This window comes from Clostridium sp. MF28 (genome assembly GCF_002969175.1).
In the GTDB taxonomy this organism is placed as follows: Bacteria; Bacillota; Clostridia; order Clostridiales; family Clostridiaceae; genus Clostridium; species Clostridium beijerinckii.
This window is the reverse complement of the sequence record NZ_CP014331.1, coordinates 4,447,007-4,463,561: the sequence shown is the minus strand read 5'-3', so window position 1 is coordinate 4,463,561 and position 16,555 is coordinate 4,447,007. Positions and strand designations below refer to the sequence as shown.

Sequence of the window (16,555 nt, the reverse complement as noted above, 5' to 3'; positions counted from 1 at the left end):
ACACCACCTAACTTTCAATCCAAGCACCATCATCACCAAATGTATATTGAACATCATCTATTGTAGCCGTTCCACTAAAATACATCGCGCCATCTGAACCAAAGTAATACCATTTATCATTGTATTTAATCCACTCATTCCTAGCCATCATACAATTATCTTTTAGATAATACCAATATGCTCCGTCTTGCAACCAACTAGATTGCCTAGCATAACCTGCAGCATTGAAGCTATACCACTCATTATCTATTAACTGCCAAGAGTCTTTATAATAATTTCCTGATGTATCCGTGTAGTAATACCATCCAGTTGAATCTTGTTGCCAACCAACCTCATAAACTTTAGCAATAGTAGTATTGTAATCTCTCCATTGTTTAAGTCCTAAAGTATATTCATAATCTCCATTTTTCATTATTTGAGGTTCAAATTTTTCAATACTAAAAGTATCATTCACATGGTAACCATCTGGAGTATTTATAACTAAGCGAATAGGCTCAGTATTTGTTTTAGCATTTTCAATTAAGTCGATTATTTCCTTTGCATTAACTTTACTTTTAGAAAAATAATACTTGCTTGAATCTCTTGGGAGCCAATCACTCCATGATCCTTGAAGCAATCCCTTTTTCTCTATGAAGTTATATGGAATATCCCAATACGTTTCAAACTCTTCATTTTTACTCTCACTAGAAAACGCAGGCAGTTTGCTTGGTATTGTTGGGAATTGCAACACTTTTGTTCTGTTGTAATCACTTATATAGATATTATAATTACTCATAGCCTACTTTCCTTTCTAAGAATTAACCATTTGATAGTATAATTTATTAAAAATATGTTGTCCTACTTGATCTGCAAACTCTTCATTACCAATCATATTTCCTTGAACTGTCAATTGCACAATTATTGAAGCACCACTATTATTCAATATCTTGTCTGTTTGACCTGCTGGAATAACTTTTGATCCACTTGGAAGTATTGCCATTTCACCATTACCAAACTCATTCATTCTAGTAGGGCCACCAGGCCAATAATGCGTTCCAGTTGCATTTTGTCCAAATGATAAAACACTTTTATTTAAATTGTCTGATTTATCAATCGTTTGACCGTATGATGTAACTGTAACATTTTTATCTTCAGCTGGTGTATCATTCCACTTTTTAAGCCATTCCCAAGCCTTTTTTGCCCAATCACATATTTCTTGAAAATGCTTTACAACTTCATAGATAGCAAATCCTAAACCAGCTATTGCAAGTGCTACAACTCCAATTGGATTTGCATCCATAGCGACATTTAACAGCCACTGTGCTCCTTCCCACGCTGTAGTAGCATTTTTTATTCCCCAAATCATAAGTTCTATTGTTCCCCATGCACTAGTTGCAAATGTTGTAATTCCAATCCAAGTATTAACTCCAACAATAGCTAACTGCCATGCAGCAATTGCTCCAATTATGCTATATACAATAGGTTCAATTGTTGGCCAATTATCATTTACGAAATTAACTACTCCTGTAGCTCCGTCAATTATATCTTTAATTGCATCACTTACAGAATCCCAACTATCAGGTGTTACAGCCGAAAATGATGGTACAACACTATTATAAATGGTTCTTGCCAAATTAGATGTAGAGCCTATTAAATCACCAAGTGAAGGCATAACTCTATCTATAATTGAACCTCCAACACTTAAAAAAGTATCAGTTACTCCACTTACATCTTCTTTTATTTCAGGAATATTATTTCTAAACCAATTTGCAAAATCATTTAAACGAGGTAATGCAGCATCCGAAATTGGAATTAATACGCTTGTTTGAATATTACGTTTAATTCCCTCAAACGCACTACCTACATCGTTATATTTTATTTTATTTATTTGTGCTAATGCATCATATGTGTTGCTTATCTCTCCATCAACATTTCCTAAACTTTCAATTACGTTTATACCTAAATCTTCAAATTGAGTACCAAATAATTCAACACCTATTTGGCTTTGTTTTAAAGGATCTTTCATATTTGATAAAGCTGTAATAACATCCTCAAAAGTATCTTTTGCGCTATCACCACCTTGAGCAAATTTAGCTGCTAAATCATCAGCATTAAATCCAAGCTGAGAGAATCCGTCTGCTGTTGTTTTGCTTCCATCTATTGCTCTAATAGAGAATTCTTTAATTGCATCACCGACTTTATCTAAATTGAATGCACCTTCTGCTGATCCGGCCGAAAGAATATTAAACATATCTTCAGCATTTAATCCAAGTTTTTTGAATTGCACACTGTATTCATTGATAGAGTCTAACATTTCTCCACCAAAATCTAATCCCCCTTGTTTTCCTTGTGCAATTAAATTAAAAGCTTCATCACCATCTATTCCAAATTGTTTCATTAAAGTTGATGCTGATCTAACAGATTCTTTTACCTCATATCCAAAAGTGTCTTTTAATGCTATTGCATTTTCAGTTAGTCCTTTTAAATCATCACCAGTATATCCTGTCTGCTCTCCTACTGCTTTTAACGCTTCACCTATCTCTTCGAAATTCTCTCCAAAATTATCATTGTATATATCTAGCATGACATTCTTCATTCTATCCATGCCAGTTTCAGCTAGTCCGCTAGATGTCATAACTCCATTTAGAGATTTTTGAAGTTCATTTCCGAAAGTAACAGTTTCAACTATACCTTCTTTCATAAACTCCCATATATCCATCCCAGCACCAAATCCAATTCCCCTGAGCATAGATTCTTTAACAGTATTAAAAGCTTCACTAACTGTTTTTTTCATTTTAACAGCCTGGTCTTCTGTATCCTTCATACCAGACTTAAATCCCTGAGTATTTTTAGCAACATTTTGAATAGTATCACTAAAATTATCTTTCAAATTTAATATGGTATTAATTACTTTTGATGACAAATTATCACCCCCATATTAATTTTTCTGTGGTTTAGTATTCATTAATTCATTTTTATAAATAACGTATTCCATTAAAAGCTCTTTTTGAGACTTAGGTAAACTCCATAAATATTCGAGGGAATGACCACATTCAAAGAAATAACCTAGCCAAAATAATGGTCCTATTTCTCCTTTGCCATTCCCTCTTATTAGTTTTTTAATTTTTCTTTAGTCTTTTTGCCATCGCCAAAAGCTTCCTTTATCTTTTTAGCTATTCCAGCTAAATTTTCAACTCCAAAAGCCTTAACCGGTGCATCTAAAGGATCTTTTATTCCCCAGGCTTTATGCAGTTCTGGATTTTGTAAAAATGGGCAAGAAAAATAAATAAATTCTTTAGACGCATTGGCCAATAATTTATAATCTGTACCTATTATCTCTTCATTTTTATTCATTTTAATTGCATTTGCCTGTGCATCTAAATACTCTAAAATATTATCTTCTGTAGGTCTTATAAAGGTTATAGGTCCATATCCCTCTATCTCTATATCAGCTTCTTTCCTTATTCCTTCACTTTTCTCTAATCCCTTTTTAATAAAATCCTCTAATGACATTTTGTTCATAATATTCCTCCAAAATTTTATTTTAAAATTGAAAAGATGCTTAATTAAAAGCATCTTAATATTAAATAGTTTCAATAGGATCGAAGTCTCCAAAGTTAAACGGAAACTCCTCTTCAATTATTTTTTTAGATTCAAATCCAGCAAGTAAGAATTCAGTTATTACCACTCCCTCTATACTTGCTTTTTCACTTTTTCCTGTTGCTTTATCAGTTAAGCTTGATATTAATTTTATATCTGGCATGACTCCACTTTTATATGCATCAGCACAAATCTTCCATATTGTACTATCAATTTTTTTTACTGTAAGCGTACCTTCTCCTGACCACCCATTATATCTACTATATGTTGCATTATCTCCGCAAAACTCAACCGTTTCAAAATTGCCTTTTACTTTAGCTTCAATCTTGCTTAAATTGGCTAAAAGTTGTCCATTGAACCAAAGATTACCGCTGCTACCTGTTAAAACTTTATTTGCTAACGCTTGATTTCCCATAATTTATTCAGCCTCCTTATTACGCTAAATTTATTTCAAAGTCTAAATCAACCATGCTTTGTAGTATTTTTACATTTGCTTTACAAAATAAGCTTCTCTTAAATGTGTTTTTTTTGACTTGAAGATCTGTCCAATCTTTAGCTTCAGTTGTTCCTGCTTCTATCCATGCTGCTCTTTGTGCTTCAACATTTATATCGCTTTTGTTTTCATATTCCATATCAAGTACATCAATACTAGACAAGTTCTTGAAATACCCATTAGCAGCACTTATAAATAAAATTTGATTATCATATTTATTCTTATATCCACCGCCTAGATAATCTTCTTTAAATGTAGTTGAAATATCATCTTGGATAAGATCCATTGCTTCAACCACTTCTATCTCTTTCATATCTTCTGTAGCTGATTTCCCATTTGTAGTAGTTAAACTGTTAATTCCACGTGCAATTCTAACATCTGCACCATCATTAATTAAAATAAACTTACCAGCACCTAAAGCCTCATTTCTATCATCAACCTCTGAAACCTTACTAAGATTTGTACATTTAAAATTATTGCATCCTTGTGTAATATTACATTTCGCTAAAATCCCAATAAGACTTGGACAATATTTTTCTCCTGTTTGTTCGCGCCTGCTATCACTAAAAGTTATCTTTGTATTAACAAAATTAACTACATGTTTTTCATCTGGTGAAATTACATTGTATACTACCGCTTTATAAGTTTTCTTATTAGCTACTTGCGATTTTATCCAACTTGATAAAGTTGTAAAATCTTCTGTTTCACCATCTGCCATTGTTATCCATCCTGTTTTTACATTCTCGATAACAATCTTTAATGCATCAGAAATAGTTGCGGATCCACCAATCTTTACTACACAAGCCTTATATGGAGCAAATGTAAATATATCTTTTAAATATTGTAAATTATCTTCCGTATATAATTCTTTATCAGTGTCTATCTCAGTTATATCGGAATATTCTTTATAATTAAACATTGCGCTTGTATCATCTTTAACTATTAATATTGCATAACCTCTTTCACTTCTCTCAGGAAGCGAAGCTGCCTTTTGACTGAATGACACATCAATATTTGGCATTGTAACTGTCATATCATCACTCCTATTCTTCTAAATTTAAATTGAAGTTTAATTCTTCTATTGGTTCTAAGTTAGAATCATCATATATTTCCTCAAGAGAATATAAATCAAAAGTAACTTGTAATACTCCATCAGTTGTGCTGCATTCTATATCTTCAGCAATCGGCATATAAAATGTATCTGTGACTTTTACATCCTCTAGAAATACATTCTCTAATAAATCCTGCATTGCCAAATTATCTAGTTTAGGTTTATTCTTATCTTTTGCAAAAAAATAAACCCTCACCGGAAGGGTTCTTTCTTTTAATTGACTATTAATTTTTCCTGCTTGTGTAGTATCAAATGTAACTTTTATAGACGGTCTTATAACATTTATATATGATCCATCTGTCTCTTTTTTTAATGCTTCTGTGGTATCTTCTGATACAATTTCAACATCAACAAACTCAGTATCTACTAATGCAGATTTTACTGTATTATTTATAGCCTTATTTATTTGTTTCAATGTAACCATATTACAGCCCCTTTATAAATACTTCATGTAACCATTCTTCAACATCTGAATAGAAACCACTTTCAAATGCTTTAGCAGCCTCTTCCATGAAATGAAATCCAGGGATAAATTTTTCTTCGCCAGTTTGCTTATTCGATTGTCCTTTAGCAACATTTTTATGTGGTTCCCACATAAAGCCATCATTAAGTAAATGAGCATGTGGACTATTATTAAAAGCTCTTGCAGACCACACACCTCTATATTTATAAGCCTTACCTGCCTTGAATCCTTTAAGTAAATTTCCTGTTTCTTGACCTATTCCTTTACTTTTAAAAACCGCTTTATTTTTTTTGTTAAGATTATTAGCTTCTTTTTTTATAAATTTTCTACTCTCTTTTGGCATAGTATCATTAACTTTTTCAGTTAATTTTTTCTCAAATTTAGTTAATTCACTGAAATCAAATCCATCATTACTCATATATCTATCTATCCTCCTATGATTTCTTCACAGAATATTTCAAGAAACTGGTGAGCAAAATAAGGATCTAATATATATTTAATATCAAATCTACGCCCTTGATGTATTAGCCACATGTCTTGGGTAATATCCTTACCCGTACTATATCTAACCTTAATTTTATGTGTTACATTGGATAACATTGTATTAGCTTGTTGCTTTTGCAATGAACCTGTTTGTGGTATTATTGATGCCCATATAGGCTTATCCTTAACTTTACCTGGTCTAAAATCTTTTTCCTCAAGTTCATTTTCAAATTCTACATTTCCCCAAACTTCTATTCTTTTATTTAAAGCTTCTATACTCATAGCGTTTCCTCTGTTGTATGTTCATTAGATAGGGATAAGTGAGCTCTTATCATTTCATAAGAATCTCTATACCTTTCGGCTTCTTTATCGTCTGTGCTAAATTCACATTTACAAAAAGTTTTAATAGCTCTAATTATTAAAGGATCAGTTTCAACAATCTTGCTTTCTAATATTCCACTTAACTTTAAATCTGCCTTAGCTGCATCAATGGAATCTTGTATTTCTTCATCTAGATCGTCATCATCTATTCTTAAAGCTAACTTAATTTTATCTAATATCATATCCTCTCCCCCTTATAATGCATTTCTATCTTATAATTCTGAAATTTAAACACAAAAAACCAGCATATTATATACTGGTTCTTTTAATATTCTTATCCCTTAAGCTCCCTTCTTAATTAAAAGAACTCCATTTGCATCCCTTAACTTTCCATCACCAATTAAAGTAGCCTTATCTATCCATTCATCTGTATTTTCATCAAAATATCTTTTCATTGTCATTTGTAAATTAGAGTTAAATATATACTCATTTAAATCTACGAATAAAGCGAAAACAGCATCTGCTTCAGCATTTTCATAGTTTGGCAAATAATCAGCTTCAACACATAACACATCATATCCTCCAAATCTTCTTACTGGTGATCCTGTTATTCCGTAGTTAGTTCTTGCTATAGGTTGTCCATTATTATCAACCATTCCATCAATATATCCTTCAAAAGTTGCTTTTGTCATAATCCAAATTCCATTACCTTCATATGCAAGTGGGATTTTAGCAAAGATGTTCTTTTTCCATTTATCCCACTTACCAATATCAGTTGATGAAATTGTTATTTGTTGAGCTTCAGGTATTTCTGTTGTATGTTCCAATATTCCTTTAGGCTCTCCAACTCCATCCCCCTTAATAACTGAGATCTCTATTGCTACAACTATTGCTTCTGCCATATCTGATGCTATAGTTGCTTCAAATATTGGTAATGATACTGTATCAGCTTCTAAACTTGTGGCCACTCTGCATTGTAGCTTATAGTAACTAAACTCAATGTATGTTTTTATCTCTTTCTTTTGCTTCTCTGATAAAGTGCCTTCTGATTTCCAAGTTGCTTTTGGCTTAACACTAGCAGTAGGAATTTTAACTCCACCTTTAAATGCAGTTTTTCTAATTCTGCTATAAATTTGTCCATAAGATTTTAACTTCTGAACAACCTCATTCATTATAGTAGTCGGAATAACAGCTCCTATATCAGTAGTCATAGTTGTTGAATCTGCTCTTAATTCCTCCGATATAACTCCTGTTCTTGCATAATTCATAAATGCTTTTCTATATTCAAGAGTGGAATATTTATCTTCTCTTTCTTCAAGTACTTCCTTTTTTACTCCTGGAATAAAAGTTTCTCTCTTCTCTCCAGCTTTACCTGCATTTATTTCTCCTGCCTCCTTAATTAATCTTTCCCTCGTTTCAATTTGATTTTGCATTTCATTTAATTCTCTTAATTCCTTTTCTATTGCTACTAAATCTGCTTTAGGATCTTCTAACATTGTTCTTAATTCTGCTTTTCTTGATGCTATTTCTTTTAATGTTTTCATTTATAAACACTTCCTTCTTTTATAATAAAGTTTCAATAACTAATTTTTTTCTTAGATTTTCTTTTTGGTTTAAGCTTTCCTTAAATGTTTCTAAGCTCCTACAACACATATCACTGCTGTCATATGCAGGAAATGTACATGGACTTACTTCAAATAAATCTGCTTCCACAATACTTCTCTTATATATTTCTTTGCCTTCATATTGAACCTTTGACCATACATCATCATTACATCTGAATCCAAATGATGAACCATCAACATCTCCACGCTGTACGCTTTCATATGCATCATTTCCATAAGTATTATTAGGCAAATCAATATCATAATTTAATCCACTCATATCGAATTAAACCTTAGTGTCCCTGCTGAGACACTTCCGAGTGGCTTTGAAGTATCATGATTCCATAATGCTTTTTGATTTCTATTTTGAAGTGATTTATCAAAAGCTCCTGAAGCTATTTCTTCAAGAAATTCATCTCCCCATCTATCTCTCATTAATGTTGGTGAATTATACTTTACTGCATAGCCTCCAATAGTCTTTTTTTGCCCTTCTGAAACTGATCTAATTTCTATCTTTTCCGTCGTCAGTTGCCTTACTTCCTTCTCCTTCATCTATATCTTCACCTCCTCCCAAGTCATCATCAACTGTTGTTGTATCTAGCCTTCTTAAAGGCTTATCTCCACCTTCAATTGGTCCAAGATTCATAACATCTCTCCATTCATTAGGAGTCATTGCACTCCTGTCCACCATTTGAACTAAATTAAGCTTCGTTGCCATGGATGCATATTGGAGACTGTTAGCTTCAAAGATTATATAATTGCCAAATCCTCTTTCTTTTTTACTAAATATACGCCTTGTAAACTCTCCACTTAGCTGCTTTGATAAAGGTTCTATTTCAGCTTCATAATAAGCATTCCATTCATCTTCTGTATATTTGCTTTGAATTATCTTTTCATTGGTATTAAAAAAGCTATATATCCTCAATACCGCTCTATCCATTTGAGCTGCATTAGGTACATAGCTTTCATTCTTTATTTGCTCTAAATCATATCTTGGATCTGTTGCTGCTACACCTTTTCCTTTATTAATGCTTAAGAATGTATCAACAAATTTACTTACTTCTATATCTCTATCTTCTGGCCTTAAAGTAGATTTAAATTTCATAATCCACTTAATAACCATAGAATTTTTTATAGCCTTTACCATTCCTTGATCAGTAGTATTTACTACTTCCATAAGATTCTTTAATGTCTCTTGTGGTGTATCGCCAAAAAAGTCACTTTCATTAAAATCTCTTCTTAAATGAATTATATCTGAATAAGGTACTGTCATTCTCTTACCTGTCATAAATGTATATCTTAAAAATAGATCTCCTTCTTTACCTTCTATTAATTCCACAGACGTTGCTGGAATTGGATATAATTCAGTTGCATATCCAAGTTCATCACGCTTAATATAAATAAACGCATTGTGATTAAGCATCAACTGAGTTGTTACCTTTTCTAACATCATTTGCATGGTCATATATGGATTAGGTTCTTCAAGAATAAATCTAATATATGGCTGCGGATTAATTTTAAAGTTACCATTAAAATCTAGTATATGCTTAGGATTAAGTTTTCCTATAGCCTGTGCCTTTGGCCTTATTGCTGCTCTAACCAAATCACTTTTATATAAATTTCCATCCCAGGCATAAAACCCATTTCCTGAATCAGTAATCATTTCAAATCTAGTAGTAGGCTGTGGAGAGCTTTTATTTCCAAAGATATTTTGAAATAGGCCCAAATATTTTCACCTCTCTTTTAAACCATATTTTCATATTCACTCATTTTATCCAAAAGTACTACATATCCAATAATAAGCGAAACACCTCCATCAATACGCTTTCTATTATCAGTACCTTTTATTGGCTGAATATTGTTATTTATATCAGTTTTAATTTCCATATTAGATAAACACCATTTATCTATTGGATTATTATTATAAATAATTCTATCTGCAATTAAATCTGCTTTTAATTCCTTCATTGGAAAGCTTAGTGTGTAAGCTCCCTGTCTAACTGGAATCATTGCATCTTTTCCAAATTCCTCTTCATATGCTCGAAGCAAACTATCATCCACATGCCAAGGATCATAACCAATCCAAGGTATATAAATATCATAAAGATCTCTTAATTCCTTAAACCATTCAAGCATGTCATATTTATTTACTTTATTACCTGAACAAACTCTTATTAACCCTTGCTGCTCCCATAGCTTATATGGAACATTATCATCCTCTTTATTAGTTTCTTCTTGATTTAATTTTTCTTCCGGTACAAAGTACATTTGAATAACATAAATCTTAGGATCATCGCGTCTCATACATAAAACTTTAGCTGATGCTAAATCTGTTGTTTCTGCTAAGTCAAAGCATCCAATTCCATATCTGAATCCCATTTCCTTAAGACTAAAAATAGCTTCATTGTTAAGCTCATCCCAACGTAACCATGCTGATGCTGAGTTTTCCTTCATGTTAAAATCTTTAATCATTACAGTAGCTTTAAAGGCTGGATCTGATTTAGCTTTATTTACACAATCCCTTAAAAATTCAACCTTTTTAATTGGACCTAATCCTGGATTAGCTTTAATCCACATTTTTTCTTTGTCCCATTCTTCCTTATCATCAAGCTCATAAATAAATGCTATAAATCTATCATCCTTTATCTTTCCATCAAGCACACCACATGCATAATCATATTGTGAGTCAAATATTGAACCTCTAATAAAACCATTAGTAGTTATGCAATCTAAAAGCGGCTGCCTTCTACTACTCATTGATTGCTTCATTAAATCATATATGTCTCTGTTCTTTATGGCTGCTAATTCATCAATAGTAACCATATGCGCATTTAAGCCATCAAGACCATTAGAATTACTTGCTAAGGCTTGAAGGCTTCCATAATTAAAAGGACAATATATATCTGATTTTCTTTTCTTAAGATGTTTATTTAAATCTGGTGACTGCTGAATCATTTTATAGCATTCATTAAATCCCTTTTTGGATTGATCCAATTTAGTAGCTATAATATAGCATTCTGGAGATCCTTCTCCATCACCAACTAACATATAGGTTTCATCCGCTGCAAGCTCTGTAGTTTTTCCGTTCTTCCGACCTCTAATATCAAGTACCTCTTGATATTGTCTAAATCTAGTATCTTTATGAACGAATCCAAAAACTGCTTGATGTTTTGCTTTCTGAAATAATTCTAACTTCAAAGCTCCACCAAGCTCTCCTTGAGCTTGCTTGCAAAATGTTTCAATAAATTCTATTGGTCTATTTCCTAACTCTTCATCAAATACCCATGGATAATATTTTTCTGGATTATGTAATTTATCAATCAGCATTTCATACACTTGCTTAATTCTTTTACATGCAACAATTTCACCTGATGCAATTTTGTTATAGTATTCCTCTATGTAATTCATTATTTTAATTTACCTTTTTTAATAAATTCCATAAGTGCATCTGCTTCTTGCTTTTTAACTTCAACTGGCAGTAAGTCAATTAATTGTTTCATTACTCCTGAATATCGTTGCATGAAAGTCGTATAAATTTTAACCTCTGGTCTTTCCCTGTTAAAAGATTGTTCTCCCTGTTCAAATAATTCAGTCAATCCTTTTTTAATAAGATCTGTTCTCGTATCTTCAAGTGATACTTTCATAAATGCAGCTTCATTAATTAACCCTTCAAGAACTTTAGTTTTATCTTTTGGGAAATCCTTAAATATCTTTTTAATTTTATTTATCTCCTGCTTTATCTTTTTATCTCGGTCTAATTGTTCGGAAATGCTCAAAAATATACCCCCTCCTATTTTCAAAATTTCGTTCGGAGGAAAATTGTTGTCCCCTATACGGTCTCCCAAAGCCACTCCCTGCAAGTTTTCATGGGGGGGCTATAGATCAGTCTTCATATTTTCCAACTTAACCATTTGAAACATCAACTTTCCTAAAAGACTTTCTTGTTTTTCTTTATCAATATTTTCTCCTTTGTTCTCTTTCTCTCCTAGCTCTATCATTTGATCTAATGTAGTCACAATAGATTTAAATGTATCTCTTAATTGAATTAGTTCATCCATTATAAATCAGTTCTCCTTTCTCATTGAACTTGTAACCTTTCTTAGTAACACTTTTCTTTTCTCTATTGAAGTCATGCTCTGCATTATGACAATCCAAACATAGATACTCTAAGTTATCATGATTAAGAGTTATGTTAGGATCATTGATGTTGTTAGGTGTTAAGCCTTTCTTATGATGCACAATGTATCCTGGACTTTCACACCTCTCACATAAACCATGTACTGATTTTATATATGATGCTTTGCACTTATTCCACTCTTTACTGTTATAAAATCTTTTAGCAAACTCTTTAGACATTGTTTGCTACTCTCCCAAGTATTAATGCTGAATGTATTAATGTGCCATCATTATCATTACTTAAATTAAATAATCCTTTTATTTGTTTGCTCATAAAACGCACCTTCTTTTTCTTATTTATTTAACACTTATATTAATAGTATTTTCATGATAAACATTCGTGTTTACCCCTTTTGAGTTTTACTTATCTATATACTTTGTAAAACTTATTTATATTTTTTTCTACTTCTATAAGTAATTAATTTTATACACCTATGTTTTACATGGACAATTTATGTAAAACTTATAATAATAAAAAAATAAAGCCTATCATCTCCGCTTGAATGATAAACTTCTTACTATACTATCTTTACTATCTTGTGTTACTCCAATATATCTTTTAGTTACTGAAATATCACTATGATTCAATAAATCTTTTATTGCTACTGCATCCTTAGTATCTTGATATAACCAATATCCAAAAGTTTTTCTTAAAGAATGACACCCTATGCTATCTTTATATGCAAAATAATCTGCTGCTTCATTAAGAATTTGCCAAGCTCTTTGTCTTGTTATAGACCTTTTCTTGCCTTTTTCATCTCTTTGCCTACTTTCAAATAATAAATTATAATCTTTCATATCTTTTGTATATTCTTTATATATTTTCTTCAATTCGTCATTAATTGCAAGCCTTGCTTCTTTGCCAGTCTTGCTTTCTCTAAAATAAATATAATCTTTATTCTTAACATCTCTTACACGAAATTCTAGCATGTCTGATATTCTTCGTCCAAGATATATTCCAGTCATAAATAACACATAATCTCTATAATTCTTAGCTTTTAAATAATCTTCAATATCTAAAATTAAATTCTTATCTCGTATTGGCTCAACTGTATTCATTTCTATTTCACCTCCTTCTTCTCAAACTGAATGCACCTGCCTTATCTTTCCCTTTACTCTTTTGTATACATTGTTATCCATACATTTACGTAAATCGTTTGTCTCATTTTCTTTAAATATTCTTTTACTTCCACAGTGAGAACATGAAATATAGTATCCCTTTTTTATTGTGTCCTCAACTTCCTCATTAATTAAAATGTTTGTCTTCTTACATTTACCACAAATACGAATCAAATATATTTCTTTCACATTCTCACCTTCTTTCCAAACAAAAAGAAAGACAAATTGCTATACAAACAACTCATCTTTCCTATAATTACTTTTTCTTATTTTTCTATCTATTTCTTTAAGGCTATTCTCATTTTTTAATCTTTTAGGAGTATCAAAACTTACTATTGGAGCTGCATTAACATCAATTACTATATCTCCATCTGAATTAGTTTTGTAGATAGATCTATTCTTTTTAATAAAAGTTGAATCACTCATATATTGTTTTGCTTCATATCTTGTGATTCTATCTATTTCTTTATTTCTAATTTTAGTTGCTAAATGAGAATTCTTAAACTCTTTTAAATTTCTATGTATACATTGCCTGACTGTATCTGATTTACAATTTAATATAAATGCTATATCTACTGCATTATATCCTTTTAAGTACAATTCTTTCACTTTTTCTTTATCTAGCACAAATATACCTCCTAAAATTAGATATAGTTATTCCATACCAAAAACGTGACATTTCTTGTTGACTTTATATTAGCATAAAGGCTCGGACATTTGTGGGACATTTTCGGGACACTTTTAGGACATTTTATATAAAAAAATAAGGATGCATTTGCACCCTATAGTACTATCTTTTTAACAGCTCTATTTAAAATTCTGTTTAACTGTCTTTCAGTTCTATCAATTTCACTAGCAACTTTTTTCTTATCTTTGCAATCTATTAAAACTAATTTTACAACCGTATACTCTTTTTCAGGTAATAAGTTTAGAATATTATCAATTCTTTTATTTTCATTTTTTAATCTATTAATTTGCTTAGTTAAATCATTTATTCTTATGTCACTTTCCTCAGATCCACTTAGTCTTAAGTTTTCAATTTCAATTTCCAAATTATCAATCTTACATTTTCTTTCTCTATAGATATTAAATATACTTTTTATCTCTGCCATTTTTACCACCTATCCTTTATAATACTTTTATGTTATAATCTAGATAGATTGATTAGAGAATCTTCTTTCCATGATTCATTCTCTAATTAGAATAGGTGTTCATTATGAACACCTTTTATTTTTACCTTCACTACGCTAAATTTTAGTATAATGCAGTAAAAAAATCGCAAATTCATCTTGAATAATGCGATTTTACAATACGTTATTTATTTTATAGATTTATAATTTACCAACATTATGAAGTAAAACAACTTCTAATTATTCTTAATATCTACGACGTGTGTAGGGAATGCACGGATTTGGGGCTGTGTACATAACTACATTTTTCTAATCAGTCCAACCAAACGCAATCAACAATATCTCTATCAACTTTAACAAATTTTTCATCTACAAAAACAGCTGCCCAACCATGCTCTTCCTCCCACGGACAACTAAGTACGAATATCACACATACATCAACATTTTGTGATTCATACTTGTTCTTCTCTGTTTTACTTTTGGCATATATGCTGTCTTCCAAAGCATAAAGCGTAACATCTGTCCCAGTGTATTTTACAAGGTCTGCGGGTGACTTGATTTCCTGCCAATACTCTTTACTTTCTTCCTCATCATCAGGACCCCATTGTTCATACATATCATCATAATAAATGTTTATAAAGGCTTCTAACATCTGAGTTTCCAGTTCAGGTGTCCATTTCTCTATAAGCCTTTTGCAAGCGGCTGTCCCTTTTGCCATATCTTCGCAACATTCTTCATCAATCTTAAAATCGTTTGGATTTAGTAGCCTGCTATTTATCATCTTGTTTCCTCCAAAAATATAAATCATTTATAATTCATAATATCTTACTATTCTATATTAATTATAGCATATTTTGTAAAAATCATATTATTCAATTTTCAAAGAACATTATCTAAATTAACTACTACGCATTTTCTATAGTTTTCGCATTATTTAATAACTTTTAAAATAGGTTTATTTTTATTGTTTATATATTCTTCGCTGAACTCATTAATATAGTAATCAACATTTGCTTTTACTTTTAATAACCCTTTTTGCTTATCCCAACTTAAAGCATATATTTTATTTATCCTTACTTCTGTATCATTTTCACATACTGTCCAACTATCCTCCCACATATTTAGTGGCGGAATGTCCATATACAAATTAAAAGGAAGTATTAAATCTTGTGTTCTTATGCATCCTCTTGAATCCATACTAAAGAATAAACATCCAGTTTCATTTCTGTTTATATCCTTCCCATGACATTCTCCACCATGTCTATGATTCCGCTTACAATACGCACATTCTAATCGATTAGGTAAGTCTTTTGGTCTATCCATCCTAAACTCCCTCCACTCTACATACTACGATTTACTTCTAAACTTCTTCCTCTCTTAACCAATCTTCTGAATATATACCATTTCTTCAAGCTCCTTAATGAATTAAATTACTTGAATACTTTTTTTCAAATAGTACATAATATAATTGGTTGTTGATTATATTATTATTTATAAAATCCATTGTATGCCCCTTAATGGGGCATATTTTGCGTTTAATAATAGAATTGAGTATTAAAAAAATCGCAAATTCAATCTCTTGAATAAATGCGATTTTACAATACGTTATTTATTTTATCGATTTATAATTTAAGAATAATGTATTATTCAATATAAATAGTCCATTTCTTGCATTTATTACACAAGTATATAGCGAAATCTAATGTTTCATCCGCGGCATCTAAATCGAAAGTGAAAATGTTTTCTTCTTCGATGACTCCTATATCTCTGCGCCAGACACTAAATCTTTCTGCATTACATTCCAGGCACTCAGAATCACATCTCCCTACATACTCAAAATCATCAATCGTTATTCCGTTATCCTCTAAAAATTGAACTATAACTTCTTCATAACTTACATCTGAATGCCCAATAAAATTCTCTAATTTCAAAAATTCACTCATACGAAACCTCCCATAAAATACTGTACATGTCATAAAAATGATTATAACTAGAATCATATGCAAATTCAAACTACAATAACTTATTTAATGTCTATCAGAATATATTAAAACTCATATGGTAGAAATTTTATGA

The 16,555-nt window shown here is 31.1% G+C and carries 24 protein-coding genes; all 24 read right to left on the bottom strand.

The features are described 5' to 3' along the window. Positions 1-7: 7 nt before the first annotated feature. The 24 genes from AXY43_RS19585 to AXY43_RS19475 all read right to left on the bottom strand — a co-directional run bounded on the left by AXY43_RS19585 (position 8) and on the right by AXY43_RS19475 (position 16,422). Positions 8-775: a cell wall-binding protein gene (locus AXY43_RS19585; protein ID WP_105412011.1), complete on the bottom strand. Its 768-nt coding sequence runs from the start codon at positions 773-775 to the stop codon at positions 8-10. 15 nt (positions 776-790) lie between these two features. Continuing rightward, a complete protein-coding gene (locus AXY43_RS19580; protein ID WP_105412010.1) occupies positions 791-2,902 on the bottom strand; it encodes a phage tail tape measure protein in 2,112 nt (703 codons plus the stop codon). A gap of 188 nt (positions 2,903-3,090) precedes the next feature. Next, positions 3,091-3,501 carry a hypothetical protein gene (locus tag AXY43_RS19575; RefSeq protein ID WP_011968259.1) on the bottom strand — a complete coding sequence of 137 codons (411 nt, stop codon included), beginning with the start codon at positions 3,499-3,501 and terminating at the stop codon, positions 3,091-3,093. 61 nt (positions 3,502-3,562) lie between these two features. After that, positions 3,563-3,994, bottom strand: coding sequence for a phage tail tube protein (locus AXY43_RS19570; RefSeq protein ID WP_011968258.1), 432 nt, complete (start codon positions 3,992-3,994; stop codon positions 3,563-3,565). A gap of 19 nt (positions 3,995-4,013) precedes the next feature. Then, positions 4,014-5,105 (bottom strand): phage tail sheath C-terminal domain-containing protein, encoded by a 1,092-nt coding sequence (locus AXY43_RS19565; protein ID WP_105412009.1) that lies wholly within the window; start codon positions 5,103-5,105, stop codon positions 4,014-4,016. 10 nt (positions 5,106-5,115) lie between these two features. After that, entirely contained in the window at positions 5,116-5,607 is a 492-nt protein-coding gene (locus tag AXY43_RS19560) for a phage tail terminator family protein (RefSeq protein ID WP_105412008.1), read from the bottom strand. Position 5,608: 1 nt separating this feature from the next. Beyond that, complete coding sequence (locus AXY43_RS19555; protein WP_087702214.1) at positions 5,609-6,064, bottom strand: HK97 gp10 family phage protein; 456 nt, start codon at positions 6,062-6,064, stop codon at positions 5,609-5,611. Between the two features lie 8 nt (positions 6,065-6,072). Beyond that, complete coding sequence (locus tag AXY43_RS19550; RefSeq protein WP_087702215.1) at positions 6,073-6,411, bottom strand: phage head closure protein; 339 nt, start codon at positions 6,409-6,411, stop codon at positions 6,073-6,075. After that, positions 6,408-6,692, bottom strand: coding sequence for a head-tail connector protein (locus AXY43_RS19545; protein ID WP_011968253.1), 285 nt, complete (start codon positions 6,690-6,692; stop codon positions 6,408-6,410). The genes AXY43_RS19550 and AXY43_RS19545 overlap by 4 nt, the downstream gene beginning before the upstream one ends. A gap of 99 nt (positions 6,693-6,791) precedes the next feature. Continuing rightward, positions 6,792-7,994, bottom strand: coding sequence for a phage major capsid protein (locus AXY43_RS19540; RefSeq protein ID WP_105412007.1), 1,203 nt, complete (start codon positions 7,992-7,994; stop codon positions 6,792-6,794). Between the two features lie 19 nt (positions 7,995-8,013). Then, positions 8,014-8,334, bottom strand: coding sequence for an HK97 family phage prohead protease (locus AXY43_RS28545; RefSeq protein ID WP_279220045.1), 321 nt, complete (start codon positions 8,332-8,334; stop codon positions 8,014-8,016). Continuing rightward, positions 8,331-8,606, bottom strand: coding sequence for an HK97 family phage prohead protease (locus AXY43_RS28540; RefSeq protein ID WP_279220044.1), 276 nt, complete (start codon positions 8,604-8,606; stop codon positions 8,331-8,333). The genes AXY43_RS28545 and AXY43_RS28540 overlap by 4 nt, the downstream gene beginning before the upstream one ends. Next, a complete protein-coding gene (locus AXY43_RS19530) occupies positions 8,557-9,780 on the bottom strand; it encodes a phage portal protein (protein ID WP_105412006.1) in 1,224 nt (407 codons plus the stop codon). Before AXY43_RS19530 ends, AXY43_RS28540 begins: the two co-directional genes overlap by 50 nt. A 17-nt stretch (positions 9,781-9,797) precedes the next feature. Further along, a complete protein-coding gene (locus AXY43_RS19525; RefSeq protein ID WP_105412005.1) occupies positions 9,798-11,462 on the bottom strand; it encodes a terminase large subunit in 1,665 nt (554 codons plus the stop codon). Further along, positions 11,462-11,830: a hypothetical protein gene (locus tag AXY43_RS19520; RefSeq protein ID WP_105412004.1), complete on the bottom strand. Its 369-nt coding sequence runs from the start codon at positions 11,828-11,830 to the stop codon at positions 11,462-11,464. Before AXY43_RS19520 ends, AXY43_RS19525 begins: the two co-directional genes overlap by 1 nt. A gap of 99 nt (positions 11,831-11,929) precedes the next feature. After that, complete coding sequence (locus AXY43_RS19515) at positions 11,930-12,112, bottom strand: hypothetical protein (RefSeq protein WP_087702220.1); 183 nt, start codon at positions 12,110-12,112, stop codon at positions 11,930-11,932. Then, positions 12,105-12,410, bottom strand: coding sequence for an HNH endonuclease (locus tag AXY43_RS19510; protein ID WP_181246044.1), 306 nt, complete (start codon positions 12,408-12,410; stop codon positions 12,105-12,107). Before AXY43_RS19510 ends, AXY43_RS19515 begins: the two co-directional genes overlap by 8 nt. A 309-nt stretch (positions 12,411-12,719) precedes the next feature. After that, positions 12,720-13,289, bottom strand: coding sequence for a tyrosine-type recombinase/integrase (locus AXY43_RS19505; protein WP_105412003.1), 570 nt, complete (start codon positions 13,287-13,289; stop codon positions 12,720-12,722). Between the two features lie 21 nt (positions 13,290-13,310). Continuing rightward, positions 13,311-13,538 carry a hypothetical protein gene (locus AXY43_RS19500; protein WP_105412002.1) on the bottom strand — a complete coding sequence of 76 codons (228 nt, stop codon included), beginning with the start codon at positions 13,536-13,538 and terminating at the stop codon, positions 13,311-13,313. A gap of 39 nt (positions 13,539-13,577) precedes the next feature. Beyond that, entirely contained in the window at positions 13,578-13,976 is a 399-nt protein-coding gene (locus tag AXY43_RS19495) for a helix-turn-helix domain containing protein (RefSeq protein ID WP_105412001.1), read from the bottom strand. Positions 13,977-14,131: 155 nt separating this feature from the next. Continuing rightward, entirely contained in the window at positions 14,132-14,461 is a 330-nt protein-coding gene (locus AXY43_RS19490; RefSeq protein WP_105412000.1) for a sigma-70 family RNA polymerase sigma factor, read from the bottom strand. A 331-nt stretch (positions 14,462-14,792) separates the two neighbouring features. Next, positions 14,793-15,260, bottom strand: coding sequence for a DUF6985 domain-containing protein (locus tag AXY43_RS19485; protein WP_039773917.1), 468 nt, complete (start codon positions 15,258-15,260; stop codon positions 14,793-14,795). A gap of 149 nt (positions 15,261-15,409) precedes the next feature. Continuing rightward, positions 15,410-15,802: a hypothetical protein gene (locus AXY43_RS19480; RefSeq protein ID WP_039773918.1), complete on the bottom strand. Its 393-nt coding sequence runs from the start codon at positions 15,800-15,802 to the stop codon at positions 15,410-15,412. 320 nt (positions 15,803-16,122) lie between these two features. Beyond that, positions 16,123-16,422 carry a hypothetical protein gene (locus AXY43_RS19475; RefSeq protein ID WP_041894501.1) on the bottom strand — a complete coding sequence of 100 codons (300 nt, stop codon included), beginning with the start codon at positions 16,420-16,422 and terminating at the stop codon, positions 16,123-16,125. Positions 16,423-16,555: the final 133 nt, after the last annotated feature.

Bases quoted from the DNA above. Each gene is read 5' to 3' on its own strand.
- AXY43_RS19540 (WP_105412007.1), bottom strand. From the start codon at position 7,994: ATGAAAACATTAAAAGAAATAGCATCAAGAAAAGCAGAATTAAGAACA.
- AXY43_RS19545 (WP_011968253.1), bottom strand. From the start codon at position 6,692: ATGATATTAGATAAAATTAAGTTAGCTTTAAGAATAGATGATGACGAT.
- AXY43_RS19570 (WP_011968258.1), bottom strand. From the start codon at position 3,994: ATGGGAAATCAAGCGTTAGCAAATAAAGTTTTAACAGGTAGCAGCGGT.
- AXY43_RS19550 (WP_087702215.1), bottom strand. From the start codon at position 6,411: ATGAGTATAGAAGCTTTAAATAAAAGAATAGAAGTTTGGGGAAATGTA.
- AXY43_RS19505 (WP_105412003.1), bottom strand. From the start codon at position 13,289: ATGAATACAGTTGAGCCAATACGAGATAAGAATTTAATTTTAGATATT.
- AXY43_RS19555 (WP_087702214.1), bottom strand. From the start codon at position 6,064: ATGAGTAATGATGGATTTGATTTCAGTGAATTAACTAAATTTGAGAAA.
- AXY43_RS28540 (WP_279220044.1), bottom strand. From the start codon at position 8,606: ATGAAGGAGAAGGAAGTAAGGCAACTGACGACGGAAAAGATAGAAATT.
- AXY43_RS19565 (WP_105412009.1), bottom strand. From the start codon at position 5,105: ATGACAGTTACAATGCCAAATATTGATGTGTCATTCAGTCAAAAGGCA.
- AXY43_RS19560 (WP_105412008.1), bottom strand. From the start codon at position 5,607: ATGGTTACATTGAAACAAATAAATAAGGCTATAAATAATACAGTAAAA.
- AXY43_RS28545 (WP_279220045.1), bottom strand. From the start codon at position 8,334: ATGAGTGGATTAAATTATGATATTGATTTGCCTAATAATACTTATGGA.
- AXY43_RS19525 (WP_105412005.1), bottom strand. From the start codon at position 11,462: ATGAATTACATAGAGGAATACTATAACAAAATTGCATCAGGTGAAATT.
- AXY43_RS19510 (WP_181246044.1), bottom strand. From the start codon at position 12,410: ATGTCTAAAGAGTTTGCTAAAAGATTTTATAACAGTAAAGAGTGGAAT.
- AXY43_RS19475 (WP_041894501.1), bottom strand. From the start codon at position 16,422: ATGAGTGAATTTTTGAAATTAGAGAATTTTATTGGGCATTCAGATGTA.
- AXY43_RS19490 (WP_105412000.1), bottom strand. From the start codon at position 14,461: ATGGCAGAGATAAAAAGTATATTTAATATCTATAGAGAAAGAAAATGT.
- AXY43_RS19485 (WP_039773917.1), bottom strand. From the start codon at position 15,260: ATGATAAATAGCAGGCTACTAAATCCAAACGATTTTAAGATTGATGAA.
- AXY43_RS19515 (WP_087702220.1), bottom strand. From the start codon at position 12,112: ATGGATGAACTAATTCAATTAAGAGATACATTTAAATCTATTGTGACT.
- AXY43_RS19480 (WP_039773918.1), bottom strand. From the start codon at position 15,802: ATGGATAGACCAAAAGACTTACCTAATCGATTAGAATGTGCGTATTGT.
- AXY43_RS19575 (WP_011968259.1), bottom strand. From the start codon at position 3,501: ATGAACAAAATGTCATTAGAGGATTTTATTAAAAAGGGATTAGAGAAA.
- AXY43_RS19585 (WP_105412011.1), bottom strand. From the start codon at position 775: ATGAGTAATTATAATATCTATATAAGTGATTACAACAGAACAAAAGTG.